The sequence below is a fragment of the Neptuniibacter sp. 1_MG-2023 genome (assembly GCF_030547185.1).
GTDB lineage: Bacteria > Pseudomonadota > Gammaproteobacteria > Pseudomonadales > Balneatricaceae > Neptuniibacter.
On the sequence record NZ_JAUOQR010000004.1, the window covers coordinates 21,555 to 39,982 of the forward strand.

Below are 18,428 nucleotides of genomic sequence, written 5' to 3' on the forward strand. Positions count from 1 at the left end.
TCTCTTTTTTTATATTAGGTCTACACTGAGATGTATTAAAGGCAAAGGAGGAGAGTTATGCCTCGCCGTTTTATAAGACATCCTACGGGAATACCGATTCAACTTTCCATACCTAACTATAACTCAGAACGCTTATCGGGTTACGCTCCGCGCTGTGTTCAAACGAACGATATTAGTGTGGGTGGGCTTTCATGTGAATCATCTGAAGCAATGAGTGCAGGGCAAGCTGTTGAGGTTGAAATTTGGTTAAATGATCCCTCATTTAAAACGATTGGTCATGTTCTTTGGTGTAAAGGAGATGGTGCTGGGTACCTAGTAGGTATAGGTTTTTCTGATTTTGCTACGGCTTATTCGGTAAGGATGGTTGAGCAAGTTTGTCATATAGAGGAGTATCGCCAGAAGGTGCTTGATGAAGAGGGACGTCAGCTGAGTTCAGAGGGGGCCGCAGAGGAGTGGATAGATAAGTATGCTGCAGAGTTTCCTTTATACCCTTGTTAGATAATCAGTAAAAAAAACAGAGTACAACCATTACCTAAGTAATAGTTGTACATCCTTTAAATTCAAAGTATCTGCAAGACAAGTACTGTTAAAGCAGTGGTTGCACTTCTAAATTTTGTTCCTTGCTAATAAGCCACTCACCCTCGATATTCTCTATGGTGAGGCGTTTAAGGGTTTTATCTTTATAGCCGTTGGCTGCTTCATAGTTGATCCAAAAATCAACCGTTACCATCGAATCAGACAGCTGGATATTTGAGAACTCAGTTCGTTCTAACTTAATCCATTCCGGTGTTGTTAAAGCGGTGTGTCTTTTCTGTAACCAGCGTTGATGGGTTTTGTATGGGCCATTAAAGACGGATGTGTAAGTGAAAATATAATCTTCATGGTTTTGAGTTTGCCAAGCATTCTGCCAACGATTAATAAGCGCTGTCGCTTGATCTAATGGCTGTTTTTCTTTCTGCGAGGTTGCAACAGTAAGGGTTGTGTTGTTATCTGTGCTTACAACCTTGTCTGTAGCAGAGACTTCCTGAGTTGTATCACCTTGTGACGCTGTAGTAACGCTGGCTTGATCTACGCTCAGAGGTTCTGAAGTTAGTTGTGCTGAGGTTTCAGCAATCGCTGGTAGCGCTTCAGCCTGATTCGCTGCAAGGCTTTCTTTTGAGGAGCTGTCTGAGTTACTGAATGCCGGTTTTGTTTCTACAGCGGAGTTAAGACCCTCTTTCTTTTTCGTATCTAGCGCGTGTTTTATTTTAGCGCCTTGCTCTTTTTGCGCCTCAATCAATGCTAGTTGTAGGCGATTGTTTTCTATCTTAGCCTCGGTTAATTCAGTCTCTAACTGTAGTAGTTTCATTTTTACTTCAGTTTGAAATAGGTCGGGTGAAGCGTTGGTAGCTAGAGGGTTCTCAGATTTGTTAGCTGCATTATCATTAGCGCTAGCCGTCGATAGGCTGGTGTCTTGGTTTGTTAAATCAGTGGTTTTAAGATCCGTAGTCTTAACCGTGCTTTGCGATTTATCTTTGGCAACACTTGGCGGCGTTACACTGAAATTCGCTGCCTGCTGGGTTCCTGAAGCTGTGGGTTCTGATTCAGCAAAGACCGCCACTGCTGGGGGTTCTGAAGATGGCTGAGGTTCATCTGTAAATAAAAAGTGATTTATGCCGACGCCTAAGGCCAGTATGGCGACAAAAGCTAAGGCAAAAATACCTGAATGATTGGTATGCAAAGGCTTGCTGTTATGTTCATTGTTTGCAAAGTCTTTACGGGTAATCACATCTTTGTGAATCAAAGGCAACAAAAGGGCTTTTAGACGGCTGATCCGCCCCTCTGTTTGTTCTATCATTGAGAAATCTGTGCCTATTTCATAAGGTGTAGGGGGTAGGCCTTTTATAGCGCACAGGTAATATATATAGCCTTCGATATCGTCTATTTGTAGAGGATTAAGAGTGACTTCAGTTTTAATCCAATTATGAAAATCAGCCTCAGGTGTTTTACCTGTGTGGATAACTAAATAGTCTTTGCGAACAACGATGAGTTTAATTGCACCAGCCGTTGTTTCTGATGTTAAGCAAAGCTGTTTAAGCGCGTCAGCGACAGTTGCCGATGAATCTATAGCTTCTTGATCAATAACGACTAAGCAATATTGACCCGCATCTTTAGTATCACGCAGTGCTTGAATCAGATCTTTTTTTTGTTTGGGTACCTTGAGACATTCGGCTAGTTTCGAATAAAACTGTGAAGGTTTAGTCAGTGCCGTATCGAACCGTACGACAGGAACCCCTTTGTGTTGATAATCACTAATCAGCTCAGATACAAGTGTGGTTTTACCTGTGCCTTCCACCCCTTTGAGGATGACTGCGCTGTGATTATCGAGAGCATCACGCAAAGCATAAAGTGCCTTTTTATAACCCCTATGTCGATAAGGGGTTATTAAAGGTTGTTCACTATTCTCTGATCCGTGGTTACTCTCAGCGTGAAGCTGATTTTCCTGTAGCATGATTAAGGCTAATCTCGATTACATTCTATATGTATAAGTTAGCTGCAATTATATTCCTTTTGGATACGACTTCCAATTACAGAGTGCCTCAAGGTTATTCAGTCGGCTGTTTACTGTTCTATCGCTGTTTTCAATTTATCTTGATAAGGGGGCCAACCCATAGCTTTACCACCGAGCAGATGTAGGTGGATGTGGTAAACCGTTTGTCCACCATCTTCATTGCAATTAAAAACCGTGCGGTAGCCGTCTTCCTCAAAACCCATCTGTTTAGCAATAGTAGCCGCACTTTTTATCATGTGACCGATGAGAGGTGTTTGTTCTTCGCTAATATCATTGAGTGTTGATATATGTATGCGAGGAATAATCAGTAAATGGGTTGGCGCTTGGGGATTAATATCATTAAAAGCAATTACATGCTCATCTTCATAAACGATCTGTGCAGGTATCTCTTTATTGATAATTTTACAAAAAAGGCAGTCCATAATTCTCTCTCAATAAAGCTTTTTTAGCAGTATAGCGAGATTAATTGAGTTTAAACAACAGGGTTGATCGTTGTTGGTTGAATTTAAGGGAGGTTGACCTGTTTTAGTTAGTGGCCACTAAAAGTATGCTTTGATTGGGTGAAAGCTTTGTTTTAAATAAGCGATTACAAGCTTAATGGGGCGGGGGGGGTTAGAAAGTGTTGATTTAGGTACGATAAAATGACGTTATGGCAGAGTTTTCTTCGAATTTAGCCGTTTATCTAGATAAATTAAGTCCCATTAACACTGAATATCGTTATAATCAGAGCTTAAATTACGTTGGGGTTGTTTGGGTAAATGACAAAAGGTTTGATCGGTTCTGTAATTGCTTGGGGAATACTTTCTTCATTTGGGAATGCCGCAGCGGATGAGTTATCTCAAGGTCCTTATGGTTTATCTGATGGTAATGAAGAGCTTTTATTAAGTGGTTTAAAGAACCTGAGTAGTCATGAGTTAGATTCGGCATTAACTGACCTGAAACAGTTGACTGAACGCCGCCCGGACTTTCGCCTTGCTCAGCTTGTCTATGCAGATATTTTATCTGCTCAAGCACAAGGAGCGCCTTTAAGTAGTTCTGGCAGCCATAGTGATAAACAGAAAATTGATGGATTAATTTCTGAAGCTAAAGTGCGCTTATTGATGGAGATGGAAAAGCCATCCATTGATATGCTACCGGCTGATATGTTGAAAATGTCAGAAAATCAGAAATATGCAGTCGTTGTAGATACGCGACTCTCACGGTTATTTCTGTTTGAAAATCATGATGGTATTCCTGTTTTAGTTAAAGATTTCTATGCTTCCTACGGACGAGGTGGGGTTGGCAAAGAGAAAAGAGGGGATTTAAAAACACCGCTAGGCGTTTATTTTATTACAGGGCGTTTAGAGGATAAGAATTTACCCTCACGTTATGGATCTGGCGCATTGCCACTCAATTACCCTAATGTGTGGGATGAGCGCTTAGGGAGAACAGGTAATGGTATATGGTTACATGGATCTCCGGTTGAAACATACAGCCGCCCACCTAAAGCCAGTGAAGGTTGTATCTCCCTTACGAATCCAGATTTCATCGAACTTGACCAAAAGATAGATTTTAAAGATACCCCTGTCTTGGTGGGGCATAACATTCGTTGGATTAAAAAGCAGGACTGGTTAGCGCAAAGTGAACGTTTTAATAGTTTAATTGAACGTTGGGCTGCTGATTGGGAAAGCCTTGATCATTCGCGCTATATTCAGAATTATGCGACAAACTATCATGACGGGAAAAGAGATCTGAAACAGTTTTCTAGTTATAAAAAGCGCGTAAATAGCAGTAAAGAATTCATAGATGTTAATGTTGATAACTTAAGTCTCTACCGTTATCCCGACAATCCAGATCTCGTTGTGGCTACTTTCCGCCAAGATTATAAAAGTAGCAACCTTCAAGGGAAGTCTATTAAACGTCAATATTGGACGTTTGAGAACGATCGCTGGCGAATTGCTTATGAAGGTTTACCTTCTGTAGGTAAGCCTTAATCCATGCTAAGTGAGTTGGGCGCTATAATATATGAACGCTTCTGAGCTATTACTTCAAAATATAGATCAGCATCAGGTTGTTCGTATTGAGGGCTCTGAGATTTGGATAAATAAGCTTTTAGCACAAACTCAGCAACATTATCCAGATCACTTCCAATGTGAAGGTAAGCTAGAACTCCTTAGTTTACAGGCGGCGTTGGCCAGCTACCTTTCCGTTGAACAAAGTGCTTCCTTAATTCTTCAAGCCTTAAAAAAACGCCTGTCCGTGGGTCGTAAGCTGTTAATCACAATTAATTGCGAAAGTGTTGATGTGCAGGCATTAACTTATCTTTTGAGTTTGCCTTCGATATGTGATGAGCAGGGCACTGCTGTTGTTGTTTTGTTAGTGAGCACGCCCGCGCTTGTATTGGCTTTGAAGGTTAATCCCTCCCTAGCGGCTAAGCTGGATGGCTTCTATCAAGATGGTTTTAATGCCAACAGGTCTTCCGCCTTTTTTGCTAAGAATATGCTCTGGGTTGGGTTTATTGCTGTAATCGGGCTGGGTCTTTGGCGTTGGTATAGTGGTTTTATTGACCTGGCTCCAGAGGATAAAGTTTCAGCGACTATTGATGAGGTTGTTAAAGATTCAATGGTGCCTTTAACGGTCGAACTTCTGGATGATGCAGAAGTGGCTAAGAGTGAGGTAGTAGAGCAAGTTCCAGAGCCGATAACACCGCCGATTGAGTTAAATAATGAGGCTGTTATTTCAGAGTCGACACGAGCTACTCAAAATATTGATCATGCTGGCCCAGCCGCTCAGAGCCCAATGATGTTAAATCCGGCTCTTGTTGCCGATTTGAGCGTAGTCGTAGAAGAGGCAAAAAGTAGTTTGCAGCGCGACAAGAGTGAGCTAACTCAGAGATATATGGTTGCTAATAATGCCGACTTGCCCCCAAACCATAGAGGGGGCCCTGATGGTCGAGATGTTCTGAAGGTCATCTCTGCCACTCCAGGAAAGGTGTTGAATCATTCTTTGTTAGAGGGTGCTACATCCAAACAGCAAGTGACCTCAGTTGCTGCGCTTAATAATGAAGATGAAGTAAGGAAAGTGTTCGAGATTTGGCATCAAGCTTGGCAATCTCAAAACTGGGATGCGTATATAGGGAGTTATATTCAAGATGCTTCTCTGTATGGCGTAGATATGCCAGTAGAGGAGTGGAGGCGGTTTAGGAAAGAACGATTATTGTCGCCAGAATGGATAAAGCTTGAACTAGGAACACCAACCTTTACACGTTTAAATACCCATTGGTATCGTATTGAATTCTATCAGCGTTTTGAAAAGCCGGGCTATGCTGATGAGACTACAAAGCGTTTAGAGTTGGAGTTAACGACAGAGGGCTGGAGAATTGCGTCAGAAGCAACGGATGGTACCGTCGTATTAAAGCGACCGGGATCTGAGTTGTAATATTTGTGAGCTTGTGACCAATAAAAAACGTCCAGTAAAGGACGTTTTTTTATTCATACTCATTAATAAGTTTTACTGGATTAAACCTAGGCTTCTTTCGAGGCTGATCTTCCACTGTCCGTTGGAATTAACCATCATTACCCGCTTTTTGACCGCATCTTTATAAGTGTCGGATTCATAGCGTTGCTCAAAGTACACTTCGGCCAAGTCCTGTCCAAGAATCTTAACCTGAATATTACTGACATCTATACGAATGAATTTAGGTTTAGTTATACGTTGTTGGCGCTGAGTAACCCACTGCTGGTGGCTTAGCTTCACGTTTGGACGGTACATAGGAGTATAAGCGTTTATGTAGCCTTGATAATCTTTATTGCTCCATACTTGAGCCCAGTTCTGTAGGCTTTGAGTGATCTCTTGCTCTGTTGAAGCAAGGGGAGCAGAAACGGCTTTGGAAGGTACTGCTTGGTCAGCAACTTGTTGGTTTTCAAGTTTTGTATCTAGTGCTTCTACTATATGGTCTGTTGGTTCAGGTTCTGCCTCGTGAATGATTGGTTCATTTGCAGGAGTCTGATTTTTGTTACTGAATGCCGCAATTTCAGTAGTTGTTTTTTCGGTTTGTACGACATTAGGAGATTGCTTAGTTACATCAGCTTTCGACAGTGTAGGTATGACTTCAGCTGGATTTGCTTCCTGCTGTTGTAGTGGTGCACTTAAGGTCGCGGCGTTGCTAACCAGCAGTAACTGATCAGAACTATTACCTGAGATATCGCTAGGCACTCGATCGATCATTGTGAGTTCAGGGCTAGCGGCGATACTTCCAAGGTCAAGCGCTTTGTTGTAAGCCTGAGATGCCAATGTCGCATAGAGCTCTTTTAGATTGCTATGTACTTGGGCATAGCTTGGGTGGGTCTGAAAGGCTTGTTGTAAGGTTTCTATTGCTTGGGCAAAGTTACCCTCTTCAGCATAAATCACCGCGAGATTGTTAAACGCTTCGGGTCTATTAGGGTAGGCTGCCATCAGCTGTGTAAAAATGGATTTAGCGGATGTTTTGTCGCCCATCTGGTTGGTAACAATCCCTTTAGTCAACTTTGCTGCAGCCATATTGGGGTTTTCAGCAATGAGTTTATCAATCGCTGTAAGTGCCGCTTTATGTTGGCCTTGTTGGCTGAGACGTAAAATTTTTGCTATCTCAGGAGAGGTTTGCTGAGGTGTAGGTGTGCTTATGCTGACTGTTGTAATGTATTCTTGAGGCGTGGTGCTTTTTTTATCCGTTGGAGATGCTTCACCATTAAGAATGGCTTGTTTCTCTTCGGCTAGCCAAGAGCGAACTTCTGATAGCTTTGCGCTCATCCATTCTTCATCGATATCTGCTGTCCGCATGTCTGCTTGTGCGGTTGCTTTTTCAGGGTCGCAGCTATATTCGTTTGTGCGTCCACCGTTGTAGCAAAAGCCAGAATCTGCTTGTTCGTTGTTCGACTCTTGAGGTGCTTTTTGGGTAAGAGCACCACAGCCCGTTAAAATAGCTGTGGAAATAATAGCGCTAATCGCTGTGCGGAGTCGTTTTCTTTTAGAATCTATTTCGAATGTCTGCATGGATTAAAGCGTATCACGTAATGATTTAAGGGATGATTATACTCATATAATTGGGTATGTCATATTATAAAACGGCTTTTTCCATGCTGGCTAGATAGTTGAATTAGTGGGAAAATGATAAGTTATATATAGGGCCTATGAAAGAGTTTTAATGTTAATGCGGTTGTTTGTACTAGGCTTAATAGAAGCTTAATTAAAACTCGATTCTCCATCTCTTTTAATACGCGAAACAGGACGTTATTCAGTGATGAAATTAAAACAAAGTTTAGCATTGCTCTGCATATTAATGTTTTCTCAGACAGTGTTGGCAGAAACAGAGAGTGAATGGAATTATCCTATGCAGCCTGGGGAGTCTGTGTGGAGTATTGCTCATGAGCTTTTGACGGATTGGCGAGAATGGAAAACTATAGAGCGTCTGAATAATATTAGTAACGATAGGCAGATGCTACCGGGTACTGTGCTTAAAATACCGCGTTCATTAATTAAAGAACGTCAGTCGGATATTACAATTCTGGATGTTAGCGGTACAGTCACAGCACAAGTGGTTATGAATGACGGTACAGTTAAAGCTCATTTGCCATTAGTTCGAGGCCAAAGCTTAGGGCAGGGCGATCAGATAAAGACCTCTCCTCAATCGTCAGTGTTGTTGGAGTTTGATGACAGCACACAGGTATTGATTCTTGAAAACAGCTTACTAAAGATTAGGCAAGCGACTGTTGTCGGCAGTAAACGTAAAGTTGTAGATATTAAAGTGTTTCTTGAAGAGGGTGAGGCAGAAATTAGAGCGAACCCTGCAAAAGTACCGGGTTCCCAGTTCTTAATCGATACCCCTGTTGCCTTTGCAACGACCAAAGGCACTACATATCGAGTGCGTGCTCAAGGCTCAAGTACAGCGGCTGAAGTTGTCGAGGGTAAAATCGGTGTTGAAAATAATTTAGGTGGTACTACTGTAAATCAAGGTTATGGGACATTAGCAAAAGCGGATATGCCGCCAGCTAAGCCCACAAAGCTTCTTCCTGCACCTGAATTGCCTGATTTAAGTGCGCCGATTCATTACCTTCCGGGTAAGTTGGTGTGGAGTGAATTGAAAGGTGCGGCTAAATATCGTGGACAGATCTCACCTGATAAGCTGTTTACCGCCATTGTTTATGATTCTGTTTCGGATCAGCCGAAAATGGGATTACCTTCATCGCTGCAAGATAAGAGCTATTGGCTTAGGGTTCGTGCGATTAGTGAAGAGGGCCTGCAAGGTTTTTCCTCAGTGAAGGAAATTACTATTGATGCACGACCATTTCCACCCGTTCGGCAAGCACCACGCTCCTCTGATTCTATCTATTCTGGTGAAGTGGAATTTGTTTGGTCTCGTCCAGAGCTAGCAGATCGTTTTCAACTTGATATAGCTAAGGATGAGCATTTTGAAACCTTAGCTTTACAGGAAAGTGATATCTCAGATACTCGTTTTACAGCAAATATTATGGAGCCTGGCGATTATTATTGGCGTGTAACGAGTGTAACCTCGCAAGGAAAAGTGGGCCCACTCGGTTTTGCTGGTGAATTTACCGTCAAGCCTGTTCCTGCGAAACCAGAACTTCAGGCGCCGGTAAGTAGTGAAAATGAGATGTTTTTTAGTTGGAATACTGAACCAGATATTAAATATTACCAACTGCAATTTGCAAGTGACCAAGAGTTTAACAATATTCTGGTTGATAAAAACACTGATAAAGCTGAATTAGCTATAGATAAGCCACAGCCTGGTACATATTACATAAGAGTTAGGGCATTCGATGCTGATGATTATGCAGGTGAATGGACGGCTCCACAGCAGGTTGAGCAGCCAATAGAGAATTGGTGGCCACTTATCTTTTCTGGTGCGGCAACGTTACTGTTGATTTTGTAATGCTCCAAGGGGTTAGGTTTTTAGTCTTTCTGACGCTGCCATTAACGATTGTTGTTTTGGTAAGCTCTTCAGCTTTGACTGTTTGGTTTGATCGATTCGCCTATGACTTGTTGAATCAGTACTACGCATCTGTGGACTATAGGCCTAAAGATGTTGTGTTAATTGATATCGACCAAGAAAGTATCGACCGCTTTTCGGGGTGGCCGCTAAATCGTGGCATCCATGCGGAGGTGATAGAGGGGCTATCTTCAGCTGAAGCCTCATCTATCACTTATAATGTTGCGTTTATCGGTGAAGATGTTGATAACAAGTTAGGTGATAAACGTTTGGTTGATGCAATCAAACAGAGCGGTCGAGTGATATTGCCTTTGATCGCAGAGAATGGCCGAGAATTAAAACCTTTAAATGCTGCTGAACTACCAAAAGCAGTGATGGGTCATGCCGATCTCTCTTTAGACGAGGATGAATATCTTCGGCGTAGCTATCTTTATGCCGGCATGGGCTTTCCTCGGTGGCCTAGTTTGGCGCTGGCTTCTCTTCATGTCTATGCACCTGTGAAAGCAGATGACTTTTCTGGTTTAAGAACACCTTATCTGCATGTGGGCTTCTCCAAGTTGTGGAGCCGTGATTATGAGCTTTTGTTGCCGTTTGGCTTAGTCTCGTTTGATCAACATGTACTACGTTACCCATTGTGGGCTTTACTTGATGGCTCAGTTCCCAAAGATAAGCTGCGTAATAAGGCTGTTTTTGTGGGGATTAGTGCTCCAGCCATTGAGAATAAGTTAAAGGTTTTACCGCAAAAATCATTTTTTTCCACAGAAATTCACGCCTTTCTTTTTAGTACATTAAATCGTGGATATACGTTGTCGCCCTCCTTATCTGTGTGGGCAGTTACCCTGGGTATATTAGCAACATTGTGTTGGGGACTTTTTTTGGCGAAGCTGCCAGTAGGTTGGCGATTGGTTGGGTTTTGTATGGCGCTCCTACTAGCTGGGGTGCCGGTGTGGTTGCTGTCGTTAGGTTACTGGTTGAGTATGATGCCTATGCTAGCTGGGGTTATATCGATTAGCTGTATCTTTGCTGTCGGGCGTTTAAGCGGTTTATTACTAATAAATAAAAAAGCCCCAGATTAACTGGGGCTTTAATTAATTAGACAGGCAGTTTAGCTATTCGTCTCGCGAGCAATCGCACGGTAAGCAATATCGGTGCGGAAATAAGCGCCTTCCCAATTGACCTCTTTAAGTAGATCATATGCACGTTGCTGAGCTTCAGTTACTGTATCGCCTAGCGCGGTAACACAAAGTACACGTCCACCGGCTGTAACAACCTTGCCGTCGACTAACTTTGTACCTGCATGGAATACTTTGGTCCCTTCTGGGCAGCTAGCAGGGAAGGTGATGACATCACCTTTGCCATAGTCTCCAGGGTATCCGCCGGCAGCCATCACAACACCAACAGACTTGCGTTCATCCCACACTGCTGTGGTCTGATCTAGCTTTTTGTCGAGCGCTGCATTGCACATATCAACGAGACTAGATTTCAAACGTAGCATAATCGGTTGCGTTTCAGGATCACCAAAACGACAGTTATATTCAATAACTTTTGGTGTGCCGTCTGCTTGAATCATAAGGCCTGCATATAAAAACCCAGTGTACTCATTACCTTCAGCTTTCATGCCGTTTACAGTCGGCATGATCACTTCATCCATAATGCGCTGATCGATCTCAGGGGTTACAACGGGGGCGGGGGAGTATGCACCCATACCACCTGTGTTTGGCCCTGTGTCGCCATTACCTACGCGTTTGTGGTCTTGGCTGGTTGCCATAGGAAGTACATTGTCGCCATCAACAATAACGATATAAGAGGCTTCTTCACCTTCTAGGAACTCTTCAATAACAACTCGGCTACCTGCTTCGCCAAAGGCATTGCCTGCAAGCATATCTTTGATCGCGTCTTCCGCTTCTTGCAGAGTCATGGCTACGATTACGCCTTTGCCTGCAGCTAAGCCATCTGCTTTTACAACGATAGGAGCGCCTTTTTCACGCACATAGGCTAGGGCTGGCTCTATCTCTGTAAAGTTCTCATATTCAGCAGTAGGAATCTTTTGGCGTGCAAGGAAGTCTTTAGTGAACGCTTTAGAACCTTCCAGTTGAGCAGCGCCTTGAGTGGGGCCAAATATACGCAGGCCATCTTTCTGGAAGTGATCAACAATACCCGCTACTAGAGGGGCTTCAGGGCCAACAATAGTAAGGTCGATATTGTTCTCTTTAGCAAAAGTAGATAAGCCATCAAGGTCCATTACATCGAGCGCTACGTTTTGCATCTTAGCTTCTTGCGCTGTTGCTGCATTGCCGGGTGCGACAAAGACATTATCTACATTAGCATCCTGTGACACAGACCATGCTAAAGCGTGTTCGCGGCCACCAGAGCCAATAATGAGTATGTTCATTTTCATTAATTCCTAAACAGTAAACCCCGCGTCTGAATTATGCAGACCGGGGTTTTTGGCAATAAGCTTACTTAAGGTTTAAATTGACTAGGATTCAACCCGCAAAGTAGACCTATTGCTAAATGTACTTAATGGCGGAAGTGGCGCATGCCGGTGAAGACCATTGCCATACCATGTTCGTTCGCTGCATCAATCACTTCCTGGTCGCGCATAGAGCCACCCGGCTGGATAACGGCTTTTATACCAGCAGCTGCGGCTGAATCAATGCCATCGCGGAATGGGAAGAAAGCGTCAGATGCCATAACGGAACCTTTTACTTCTAAACCTTCATCAGCGGCTTTAATACCAGCAATTTTAGCACTGTAAACGCGGCTCATTTGCCCAGCACCAATGCCAATAGTTTGTCCATCTTTTGCATAAACAATCGCATTAGATTTAACAGCTTTGGCAACTTCCCAACAGAAAAGTAGATCTCTGATCTCCTGCTCTGTAGGTTGAACTTGAGTAACAACCTTCAGTTCAGATGCATCTACTCGACCTAAATCACGGTCTTGAACCAGTAAGCCACCATTAACGCGTTTGTAGTCGAAGCTATGTGCGCGATCTGCTGCCCACTCGCCACATTGTAGTAAACGGACATTAGGCTTAGTAGCAACAATATCGGATGCTTCTTGAGTTACTGTAGGCGCGATAATTACTTCTACAAATTGGCGATCGACAATGGCTTGGGCTGTTGCAGCGTCAAGCTCACGGTTAAATGCAATGATGCCGCCAAAGGCAGAGGTTGGATCTGTTTGGAAGGCACGGTTGTATGCATCAAGAAGATCTTTGCCAACGGCTACGCCACATGGGTTAGCATGTTTAACAATAACGCAGGCAGGTTCGTTAAACGGTTTTACGCATTCGAGTGCTGCGTCCGTATCTGCAACGTTATTGAAAGAAAGCTCTTTGCCTTGCAGCTGACGAGCTGTAGCAACGGAGGCTTCTGATGGATCAGCTTCTACATAAAAAGCCGCGCGCTGGTGTGGATTTTCTCCATAGCGCATATCCTGTGCTTTGATAAACTGAGTATTGAATGTGCGAGGGAAGGTTGCTGCTTTATCTTCTTCGCTTTCAACAATTGCACCTAAGTAGTTTGCAATCATGCCGTCATATCCTGCGGTATGCTCGAAAGCTTTTACTGCAAGATCAAAGCGTGTTGCGTGGGATAGGCCTTTTTGCTTATCTAATTCAGATACGATGTTGTCGTAGTCAGACGCATTTACAACAATGGCAACATCTTTATGGTTTTTCGCAGCGGAGCGAACCATTGTTGGCCCACCAATGTCGATGTTTTCAATCGCCATTGGAAGATCGCAATCAGGGCGTGCAATGGTGGCTGCAAATGGATATAGGTTAACTACAACCATGTCGATAGGATTGATGCCGTGTTCGGACATGATGCCATCATCCTGTCCGCGACGACCTAGAATGCCGCCATGCACTTTAGGATGCAGAGTTTTTACACGGCCATCCATCATCTCGGGGAAGCCGGTGTAATCGGATACTTCCACTGCGGGAATATTATTCTCTTTAAGCAGTTTGTAGGTACCGCCTGTAGAAAGGATCTCAACGCCGCGAGTGCTTAGGGCTTGTGCGAATTCAACAATACCTGATTTATCAGATACGCTGATCAAAGCACGGCGAACGGAAGTGATGTTCTCTGCCATTGTGTCTGGATTCCGAATAGTCAAAAAAAGGAGAATTAAAGCAAGCCGTACTGCTTCAGTTTTTTACGAAGCGTACCGCGATTTAGTCCCAATAATTGGGATGCTTTAGTCTGATTATCTTTAGTGTATGTCATTACCGTTTCAAAAAGAGGTGCTTCAATTTCAGAAAGTACCATCTGATAAACATCGGTGACAGGCTGTCCATCAAGTTGACGGAAATAGCTGTTTAATGACTGCTCTACGTTATCGCGTAACGTGTGATTTGCAGCTTCTGTTGAGTTTGGCGCGAATGTTGGTTGCTTAATTTCTTTATATTCCACAGTACTTATTATCCAATCTATTAGGCGGCTACGCCATTGTTTAAAGCGCTATCGAAATAATCTTCAATAGAGGCGGCCTGATCTGCTGCTGTTTCAATGATATTAAATTGTTTGCGAAAACTGCTTCCGTTAGCGTTGTCCTGCAGGTACCAACCTACGTGTTTGCGCGCAATGCGTACACCTAAGTATTCACCGTAGAAATCATGCAACTCTTGCAGGTGTCCTAACAAAATGTCCCTTATCTCCTCTAGCTTAGGAGGGGGCAGAATTGTACCTGTTCTTAAATAATGATCAATCTCTCTGAACAACCAAGGCTTACCTTGAGCTGCCCTGCCAATCATTACTGCGGAGCAGCCAGTATGCTGAAGTACTTTCAATGCTTTCTCAGGTGAGGTGATATCACCGTTAGCAAAGACAGGTATTGAAACTGCTTCATTAATACTGGCAATGGTGTCGTATTCTGCTTCACCTCTATATCCGCAACTACGAGTACGGCCATGTACAGCGAGCGCTTGGATACCTGCTTCTTCAGCAATACGTGCAATGGTTAGGGCATTTTTGTTTTCTGTATCCCAACCGGTACGTATTTTGAGAGTTACAGGTATGTCAACGGCAGAGGTAACTGCGTTGAGGATATCGCTAACAAGTTGCTCATCTTTCAATAGCGCTGACCCTGCAGCCTTGTTACAGACTTTTTTCGCAGGGCAGCCCATATTGATATCAATAATTTGAGCGCCTCGTTGTACGTTCATGATCGCTGCATCAGCCATCATGTCAGGATCTCCACCGGCAATTTGAATAGAGCGAGGCTCTACTTCACCGGTGTGATTTAAGCGATAAGCTGATTTACGTGACTTCCATAACCGAGTGTCTGATGTAACCATTTCTGACACAACTAAGCCTGCACCCATGCGTTTACATAACTGGCGGAAGGGCCGGTCAGTAACGCCTGCCATTGGTGCCAAAATTACTTGGCTGTCAATGGTGTATGGGCCAATATGAAACATGCTGTGCCTTAAAAAATAGTTAAAAAAACACCTGTCGTATCACGAATGATACGGTTAAAAGAGGTATTTGGGAGGCGGATAATCATACTCCTAAGGAGCAGAGTCTCCAAGGATTTTTTGATGATTTTTTGTACAATTTGAGCTTGATTTTTTATTGCTCAGGCGCTAGTAGCTCGGCCTTGTAATTGATTGCACGTAAACTAGGTGACATTAATTCTAATGATATCTGAGCGGGTCGGTTAACCGGTAGAAGGGGGGCTATATTGTTGCTGAAATTGAGATACTCCTTAGGCTGGAATACTCTTTGAGCAATAGTTTTCCCTTTTAAATCAGAGAATGTTAACGCAATAGCTGGATAAGGCTGCTCAAATGAAGCGCTATTCAGTAATAATAAGTTGATGCTGATCGCGCCTTCTAGTTCTTTGTGAGGCTGGATGATGAGTTTTTGATTTTGAATTTTATCAAGCTCAAATCGTTGTGGGATATTGCAGTCTAAATGTTGGCATAACGTCTCATAAAAAGGCTGGTAAGGTTTATGCCAATACAGCTCAGCACGATTGAACCAGAAGTATTGTATAGCTATGCCAGTGATTGCAGCGATTAAGGTTAAAAGCCAGAAAGTGTTTTTCGTCTTTCTTTTTTTTGCTGAAACGGATGAAAGTACAAGGGCTTCCCGTTCAATCGTTAAGGTTGGAATGGGAGCTGTGGGCTCAGCCGCGGTTTTTATCTCCAATGTTCTTAGCGGGGAGGTAGGGGAAGCTTGTTTCGTTTGTGCTAGAGGTTCTAGGTCTTTTTCGCTGGATAAGGAGACTGAAGTTGAGGGTTTTTGTGGGGCCGTTATTTTTTTGATTTTTGTAATATCTTTGTTTTCGGCAGCGCTTTGGGTTGGTGTCGTTAGGCTATGCTGTATCTCACTGGACTTGTTTTTGTCATCGATACGGAAGCTCTGTTCTTTATGCTCAGTCGCGGAAAACACGTGTAGGCAGTTTCCGCATCTAACCTGCTCATGGGCAATTTTTAGTTGTCCTTTAGTGACACGAAACTGCGCTTTACAGTTAGGACATGTAGTGATGATACTATCGCTAAGCATGATGAACTGATGTTAACCTTTTCTAGTGCCTGTGACTCTTATCCAGCCGTCTTTCTCAGCGATAGGATCAAGATCAAACCATTCGGAGTAGGCTGTTCTTATTTCTGTTTCCTGTGCACTCAACAAACCAGACAAACAGAGTTTGCCTTTAGGTTTTACTAAGTTGGCTAGGGTGGGGGCTAGTTGAACTAAAGGTCCTGCTAAAATATTGGCAATTAACGTGTCGGCGGTTTCTTGAGGTGCATTCTCTGGTAGGAAAACGTGCAGTATGTCATCTGCTAAATTATTGCGAAGTAGGTTGTCTTTAGTGGCTTGTAGAGCTTGAGGATCAATATCTACGCCAATCGCTTTGCTTGCACCTAATAATAATCCGGCAATACCTAAAATGCCTGAGCCGCAACCGTAATCAATAATATATTGGTCCGTAAGCATTTGTGAATCTAGCCATTCTAAACAAAGTGCTGTGGTGGGGTGTGTGCCTGTACCGAAGGCTAAGCCGGGATCTAGCATTAGATTAACAGCATCAGGTTCCGGTGTTTCTTTCCAGCTAGGACAAACCCAGAGGCGATTACCGAATTTCATTGGATGGTAGTTTTCCATCCACTCCCGTTCCCAGTCTTTATCTTCAAGAATTTCTGCATTTATGCTTGGTGCTGGCATGTGGGGGAAAAGCTGTTCATGGCCTTGAGTTAAAAATCTAAGGGTGGCTTTTAGATCATGTTCTGCTGCAAAGAGCCCTGTAATGGTTGTATTACTCCATAGGGGGGTTGTTCCTAAGTCTGGCTCAAAGATTGGCTGATCTTCACTATCCTCAAAGGTCACTGCTGCGCATCCGGCGCTTAATAGTAGATCTTCGTAAGCTTCAGAATTATCGGGATTAGTTTTAATTTTTATTTGCAGCCAAGGCATTATATTCTTCCATATGGGACAGTTAGACAGGCCAATAGTACCAGTCATCAAGGCGCGGATGAATAGTTCTAGGTAGTGTGTAAGTAATAAAAAACCCGCTAGATAGCGGGTTTTTTGTTTGACTATGCGGTTATAAGCCTAGCTTCTTCTCAAGGTAGTGAATATTCACGCCACCTTCTTGGAATCTGCAGTCTTTTACAATCTCTTGCTGAAGGGCGATGTTGCTACGAATGCCGTCAACAACCATCTCATCTAAAGCAATTTCCATACGTTTTAATGCGGTCTCACGATCTTCGCCATAACTGATAAGTTTTGCGATAAGTGAATCGTAATGAGGAGGTACTGTATAGCCATTATAAATATGTGAATCTACACGAATACCATTCCCACCAGGTGCATGGAAGTGCTTGATTGTACCTGGGCTTGGAAGAAAGGTTTTTGAATCTTCGGCATTGATACGGCACTCAAATGAGTGGCCCTGAATTTTAATATCTTCCTGTTTTAAAGAAAGAGGTAATCCAGAAGCGATTCGTAACTGCTCTTTTACAATATCTACACCAGTGATCATCTCTGTTACAGGATGCTCAACTTGCACGCGGGTGTTCATTTCTATGAAGTAGAATCCGCCATTTTCGTATAAAAACTCAAATGTGCCTGCGCCGCGATAATTGATTTTGATACAAGCATCTACGCATGCTTGTAGTACTTGGGCGCGAGCATCGGGATCTAGATGTGGTGCTGGAGCTTCTTCAACCACTTTTTGGTGGCGACGTTGCATTGAGCAATCACGATCATAAAGATGTACTGCATTGCCCTGTCCGTCAGCTAAAACTTGGACTTCGACATGGCGAGGGTTCTCAAGATATTTCTCCATATAAACAGTGTCATCACCAAATGCCGCTGCGGCTTCTGATTGAGTCACATGAATGGAGTTTATAAGTGAAGCTTCAGAATGCACTACGCGCATACCTCGTCCACCACCGCCAGCCGCAGCTTTGATGATAACGGGGTAACCAATGCGTTCGGCAATCTTATAGGTGCGCTCTGTATCATCATCTAATGCGCCGTCGGAGCCTGGTACGGTAGGTACGCCAGCTTCTTTCATTGCTTCGATAGCTGAAACTTTATCTCCCATCAGGCGAATTGTTTCCGCTTTTGGGCCGATAAATGTAAAACCTGAGCGTTCTACTTGTTCAGCAAAATCAGCATTTTCCGCTAAAAAACCATATCCCGGGTGAATACCAACAGCATCAGTTACTTCAGCTGCAGCGATAATAGAGGGGACATTTAAATAGCTTTTTGCTGAAGATGCAGGACCTATACAAACAGCTTCATCAGCTAAGCGGACGTGCATGAGATCTTTGTCTGCTTGGGAGTGGATAGCAACAGTTTTGATATCCAACTCTTTGCAAGCGCGCAGAATACGAAGCGCAATTTCGCCTCGGTTCGCTATGACTACTTTATCTAGCATCGAAAGTGATCCTTG

15 protein-coding genes are annotated in these 18,428 nt (G+C 43.4%); 5 read left to right on the top strand and 10 right to left on the bottom strand.

What is annotated here, in order from left to right; genetic code table 11:
* Positions 1-57: 57 nt before the first annotated feature.
* A complete protein-coding gene (locus Q4492_RS06275; protein ID WP_303416406.1) occupies positions 58-498 on the top strand; it encodes a PilZ domain-containing protein in 441 nt (146 codons plus the stop codon).
* An 88-nt stretch (positions 499-586) separates the two neighbouring features.
* Here the strand turns inward: Q4492_RS06275 and Q4492_RS06280 are convergent, their stop codons facing one another.
* Together Q4492_RS06280 and Q4492_RS06285 are read right to left on the bottom strand one after the other, a co-directional pair.
* Positions 587-2,491 carry an ATP-binding protein gene (locus tag Q4492_RS06280; RefSeq protein ID WP_303416407.1) on the bottom strand — a complete coding sequence of 635 codons (1,905 nt, stop codon included), beginning with the start codon at positions 2,489-2,491 and terminating at the stop codon, positions 587-589.
* Between the two features lie 110 nt (positions 2,492-2,601).
* The gene (locus Q4492_RS06285; RefSeq protein WP_067862141.1) at positions 2,602-2,973 is read right to left on the bottom strand and encodes a histidine triad nucleotide-binding protein; all 372 of its coding nucleotides are present in this window, start codon (positions 2,971-2,973) and stop codon (positions 2,602-2,604) included.
* A gap of 336 nt (positions 2,974-3,309) precedes the next feature.
* Here Q4492_RS06285 and Q4492_RS06290 point away from each other — a divergent pair, with 336 nt between their 5' ends.
* Both Q4492_RS06290 and Q4492_RS06295 read left to right on the top strand, forming a co-directional pair.
* Entirely contained in the window at positions 3,310-4,524 is a 1,215-nt protein-coding gene (locus Q4492_RS06290; protein ID WP_303416408.1) for a murein L,D-transpeptidase family protein, read from the top strand.
* A 31-nt stretch (positions 4,525-4,555) separates the two neighbouring features.
* Positions 4,556-5,968 carry a hypothetical protein gene (locus Q4492_RS06295; protein ID WP_303416409.1) on the top strand — a complete coding sequence of 471 codons (1,413 nt, stop codon included), beginning with the start codon at positions 4,556-4,558 and terminating at the stop codon, positions 5,966-5,968.
* Between the two features lie 72 nt (positions 5,969-6,040).
* Here Q4492_RS06295 and Q4492_RS06300 read toward each other — a convergent pair whose 3' ends face one another.
* The gene (locus Q4492_RS06300) at positions 6,041-7,561 is read right to left on the bottom strand and encodes a M48 family metallopeptidase (protein ID WP_303416410.1); all 1,521 of its coding nucleotides are present in this window, start codon (positions 7,559-7,561) and stop codon (positions 6,041-6,043) included.
* A 247-nt stretch (positions 7,562-7,808) separates the two neighbouring features.
* On the opposite strand from Q4492_RS06300, the gene Q4492_RS06305 reads away from it, so the two are divergent.
* A complete protein-coding gene (locus Q4492_RS06305) occupies positions 7,809-9,458 on the top strand; it encodes a FecR domain-containing protein (protein WP_303416594.1) in 1,650 nt (549 codons plus the stop codon).
* Positions 9,410-10,591 carry a CHASE2 domain-containing protein gene (locus Q4492_RS06310; RefSeq protein ID WP_303416411.1) on the top strand — a complete coding sequence of 394 codons (1,182 nt, stop codon included), beginning with the start codon at positions 9,410-9,412 and terminating at the stop codon, positions 10,589-10,591. The genes Q4492_RS06305 and Q4492_RS06310 overlap by 49 nt, the downstream gene beginning before the upstream one ends.
* A gap of 29 nt (positions 10,592-10,620) precedes the next feature.
* Here the strand turns inward: Q4492_RS06310 and purD are convergent, their stop codons facing one another.
* The 7 genes from purD to accC all read right to left on the bottom strand — a co-directional run bounded on the left by purD (position 10,621) and on the right by accC (position 18,413).
* Positions 10,621-11,907, bottom strand: coding sequence for a phosphoribosylamine--glycine ligase (purD, locus tag Q4492_RS06315; protein ID WP_303416412.1), 1,287 nt, complete (start codon positions 11,905-11,907; stop codon positions 10,621-10,623).
* Between the two features lie 128 nt (positions 11,908-12,035).
* On the bottom strand, positions 12,036-13,616 hold the full coding sequence (purH, locus tag Q4492_RS06320) for a bifunctional phosphoribosylaminoimidazolecarboxamide formyltransferase/IMP cyclohydrolase (protein WP_303416413.1): 1,581 nt from the start codon (positions 13,614-13,616) through the stop codon (positions 12,036-12,038).
* Between the two features lie 35 nt (positions 13,617-13,651).
* Complete coding sequence (gene fis, locus Q4492_RS06325) at positions 13,652-13,936, bottom strand: DNA-binding transcriptional regulator Fis (protein WP_067862124.1); 285 nt, start codon at positions 13,934-13,936, stop codon at positions 13,652-13,654.
* A 20-nt stretch (positions 13,937-13,956) separates the two neighbouring features.
* Positions 13,957-14,943, bottom strand: a complete 987-nt coding sequence (gene dusB, locus Q4492_RS06330; protein ID WP_303416414.1) for a tRNA dihydrouridine synthase DusB — start codon at positions 14,941-14,943, stop codon at positions 13,957-13,959.
* 151 nt (positions 14,944-15,094) lie between these two features.
* Positions 15,095-16,033, bottom strand: a complete 939-nt coding sequence (locus tag Q4492_RS06335; protein ID WP_303416415.1) for a DUF3426 domain-containing protein — start codon at positions 16,031-16,033, stop codon at positions 15,095-15,097.
* 12 nt (positions 16,034-16,045) lie between these two features.
* A complete protein-coding gene (gene prmA / locus Q4492_RS06340; RefSeq protein ID WP_303416416.1) occupies positions 16,046-16,942 on the bottom strand; it encodes a 50S ribosomal protein L11 methyltransferase in 897 nt (298 codons plus the stop codon).
* A gap of 130 nt (positions 16,943-17,072) precedes the next feature.
* On the bottom strand, positions 17,073-18,413 hold the full coding sequence (accC, locus tag Q4492_RS06345) for an acetyl-CoA carboxylase biotin carboxylase subunit (protein ID WP_303416417.1): 1,341 nt from the start codon (positions 18,411-18,413) through the stop codon (positions 17,073-17,075).
* Positions 18,414-18,428: the final 15 nt, after the last annotated feature.

Coding starts and splice junctions, on each gene's coding strand:
- accC (WP_303416417.1), bottom strand. CDS start 18,413: ATGCTAGATAAAGTAGTCATAGCGAACCGAGGCGAAATTGCGCTTCGT.
- Q4492_RS06300 (WP_303416410.1), bottom strand. CDS start 7,561: ATGCAGACATTCGAAATAGATTCTAAAAGAAAACGACTCCGCACAGCG.
- dusB (WP_303416414.1), bottom strand. CDS start 14,943: ATGTTTCATATTGGCCCATACACCATTGACAGCCAAGTAATTTTGGCA.
- Q4492_RS06280 (WP_303416407.1), bottom strand. CDS start 2,491: ATGCTACAGGAAAATCAGCTTCACGCTGAGAGTAACCACGGATCAGAG.
- prmA (WP_303416416.1), bottom strand. CDS start 16,942: ATGCCTTGGCTGCAAATAAAAATTAAAACTAATCCCGATAATTCTGAA.
- purH (WP_303416413.1), bottom strand. CDS start 13,616: ATGGCAGAGAACATCACTTCCGTTCGCCGTGCTTTGATCAGCGTATCT.
- purD (WP_303416412.1), bottom strand. CDS start 11,907: ATGAACATACTCATTATTGGCTCTGGTGGCCGCGAACACGCTTTAGCA.
- Q4492_RS06295 (WP_303416409.1), top strand. CDS start 4,556: ATGAACGCTTCTGAGCTATTACTTCAAAATATAGATCAGCATCAGGTT.
- Q4492_RS06290 (WP_303416408.1), top strand. CDS start 3,310: ATGACAAAAGGTTTGATCGGTTCTGTAATTGCTTGGGGAATACTTTCT.
- Q4492_RS06285 (WP_067862141.1), bottom strand. CDS start 2,973: ATGGACTGCCTTTTTTGTAAAATTATCAATAAAGAGATACCTGCACAG.
- Q4492_RS06335 (WP_303416415.1), bottom strand. CDS start 16,033: ATGCTTAGCGATAGTATCATCACTACATGTCCTAACTGTAAAGCGCAG.
- Q4492_RS06305 (WP_303416594.1), top strand. CDS start 7,809: ATGAAATTAAAACAAAGTTTAGCATTGCTCTGCATATTAATGTTTTCT.
- Q4492_RS06275 (WP_303416406.1), top strand. CDS start 58: ATGCCTCGCCGTTTTATAAGACATCCTACGGGAATACCGATTCAACTT.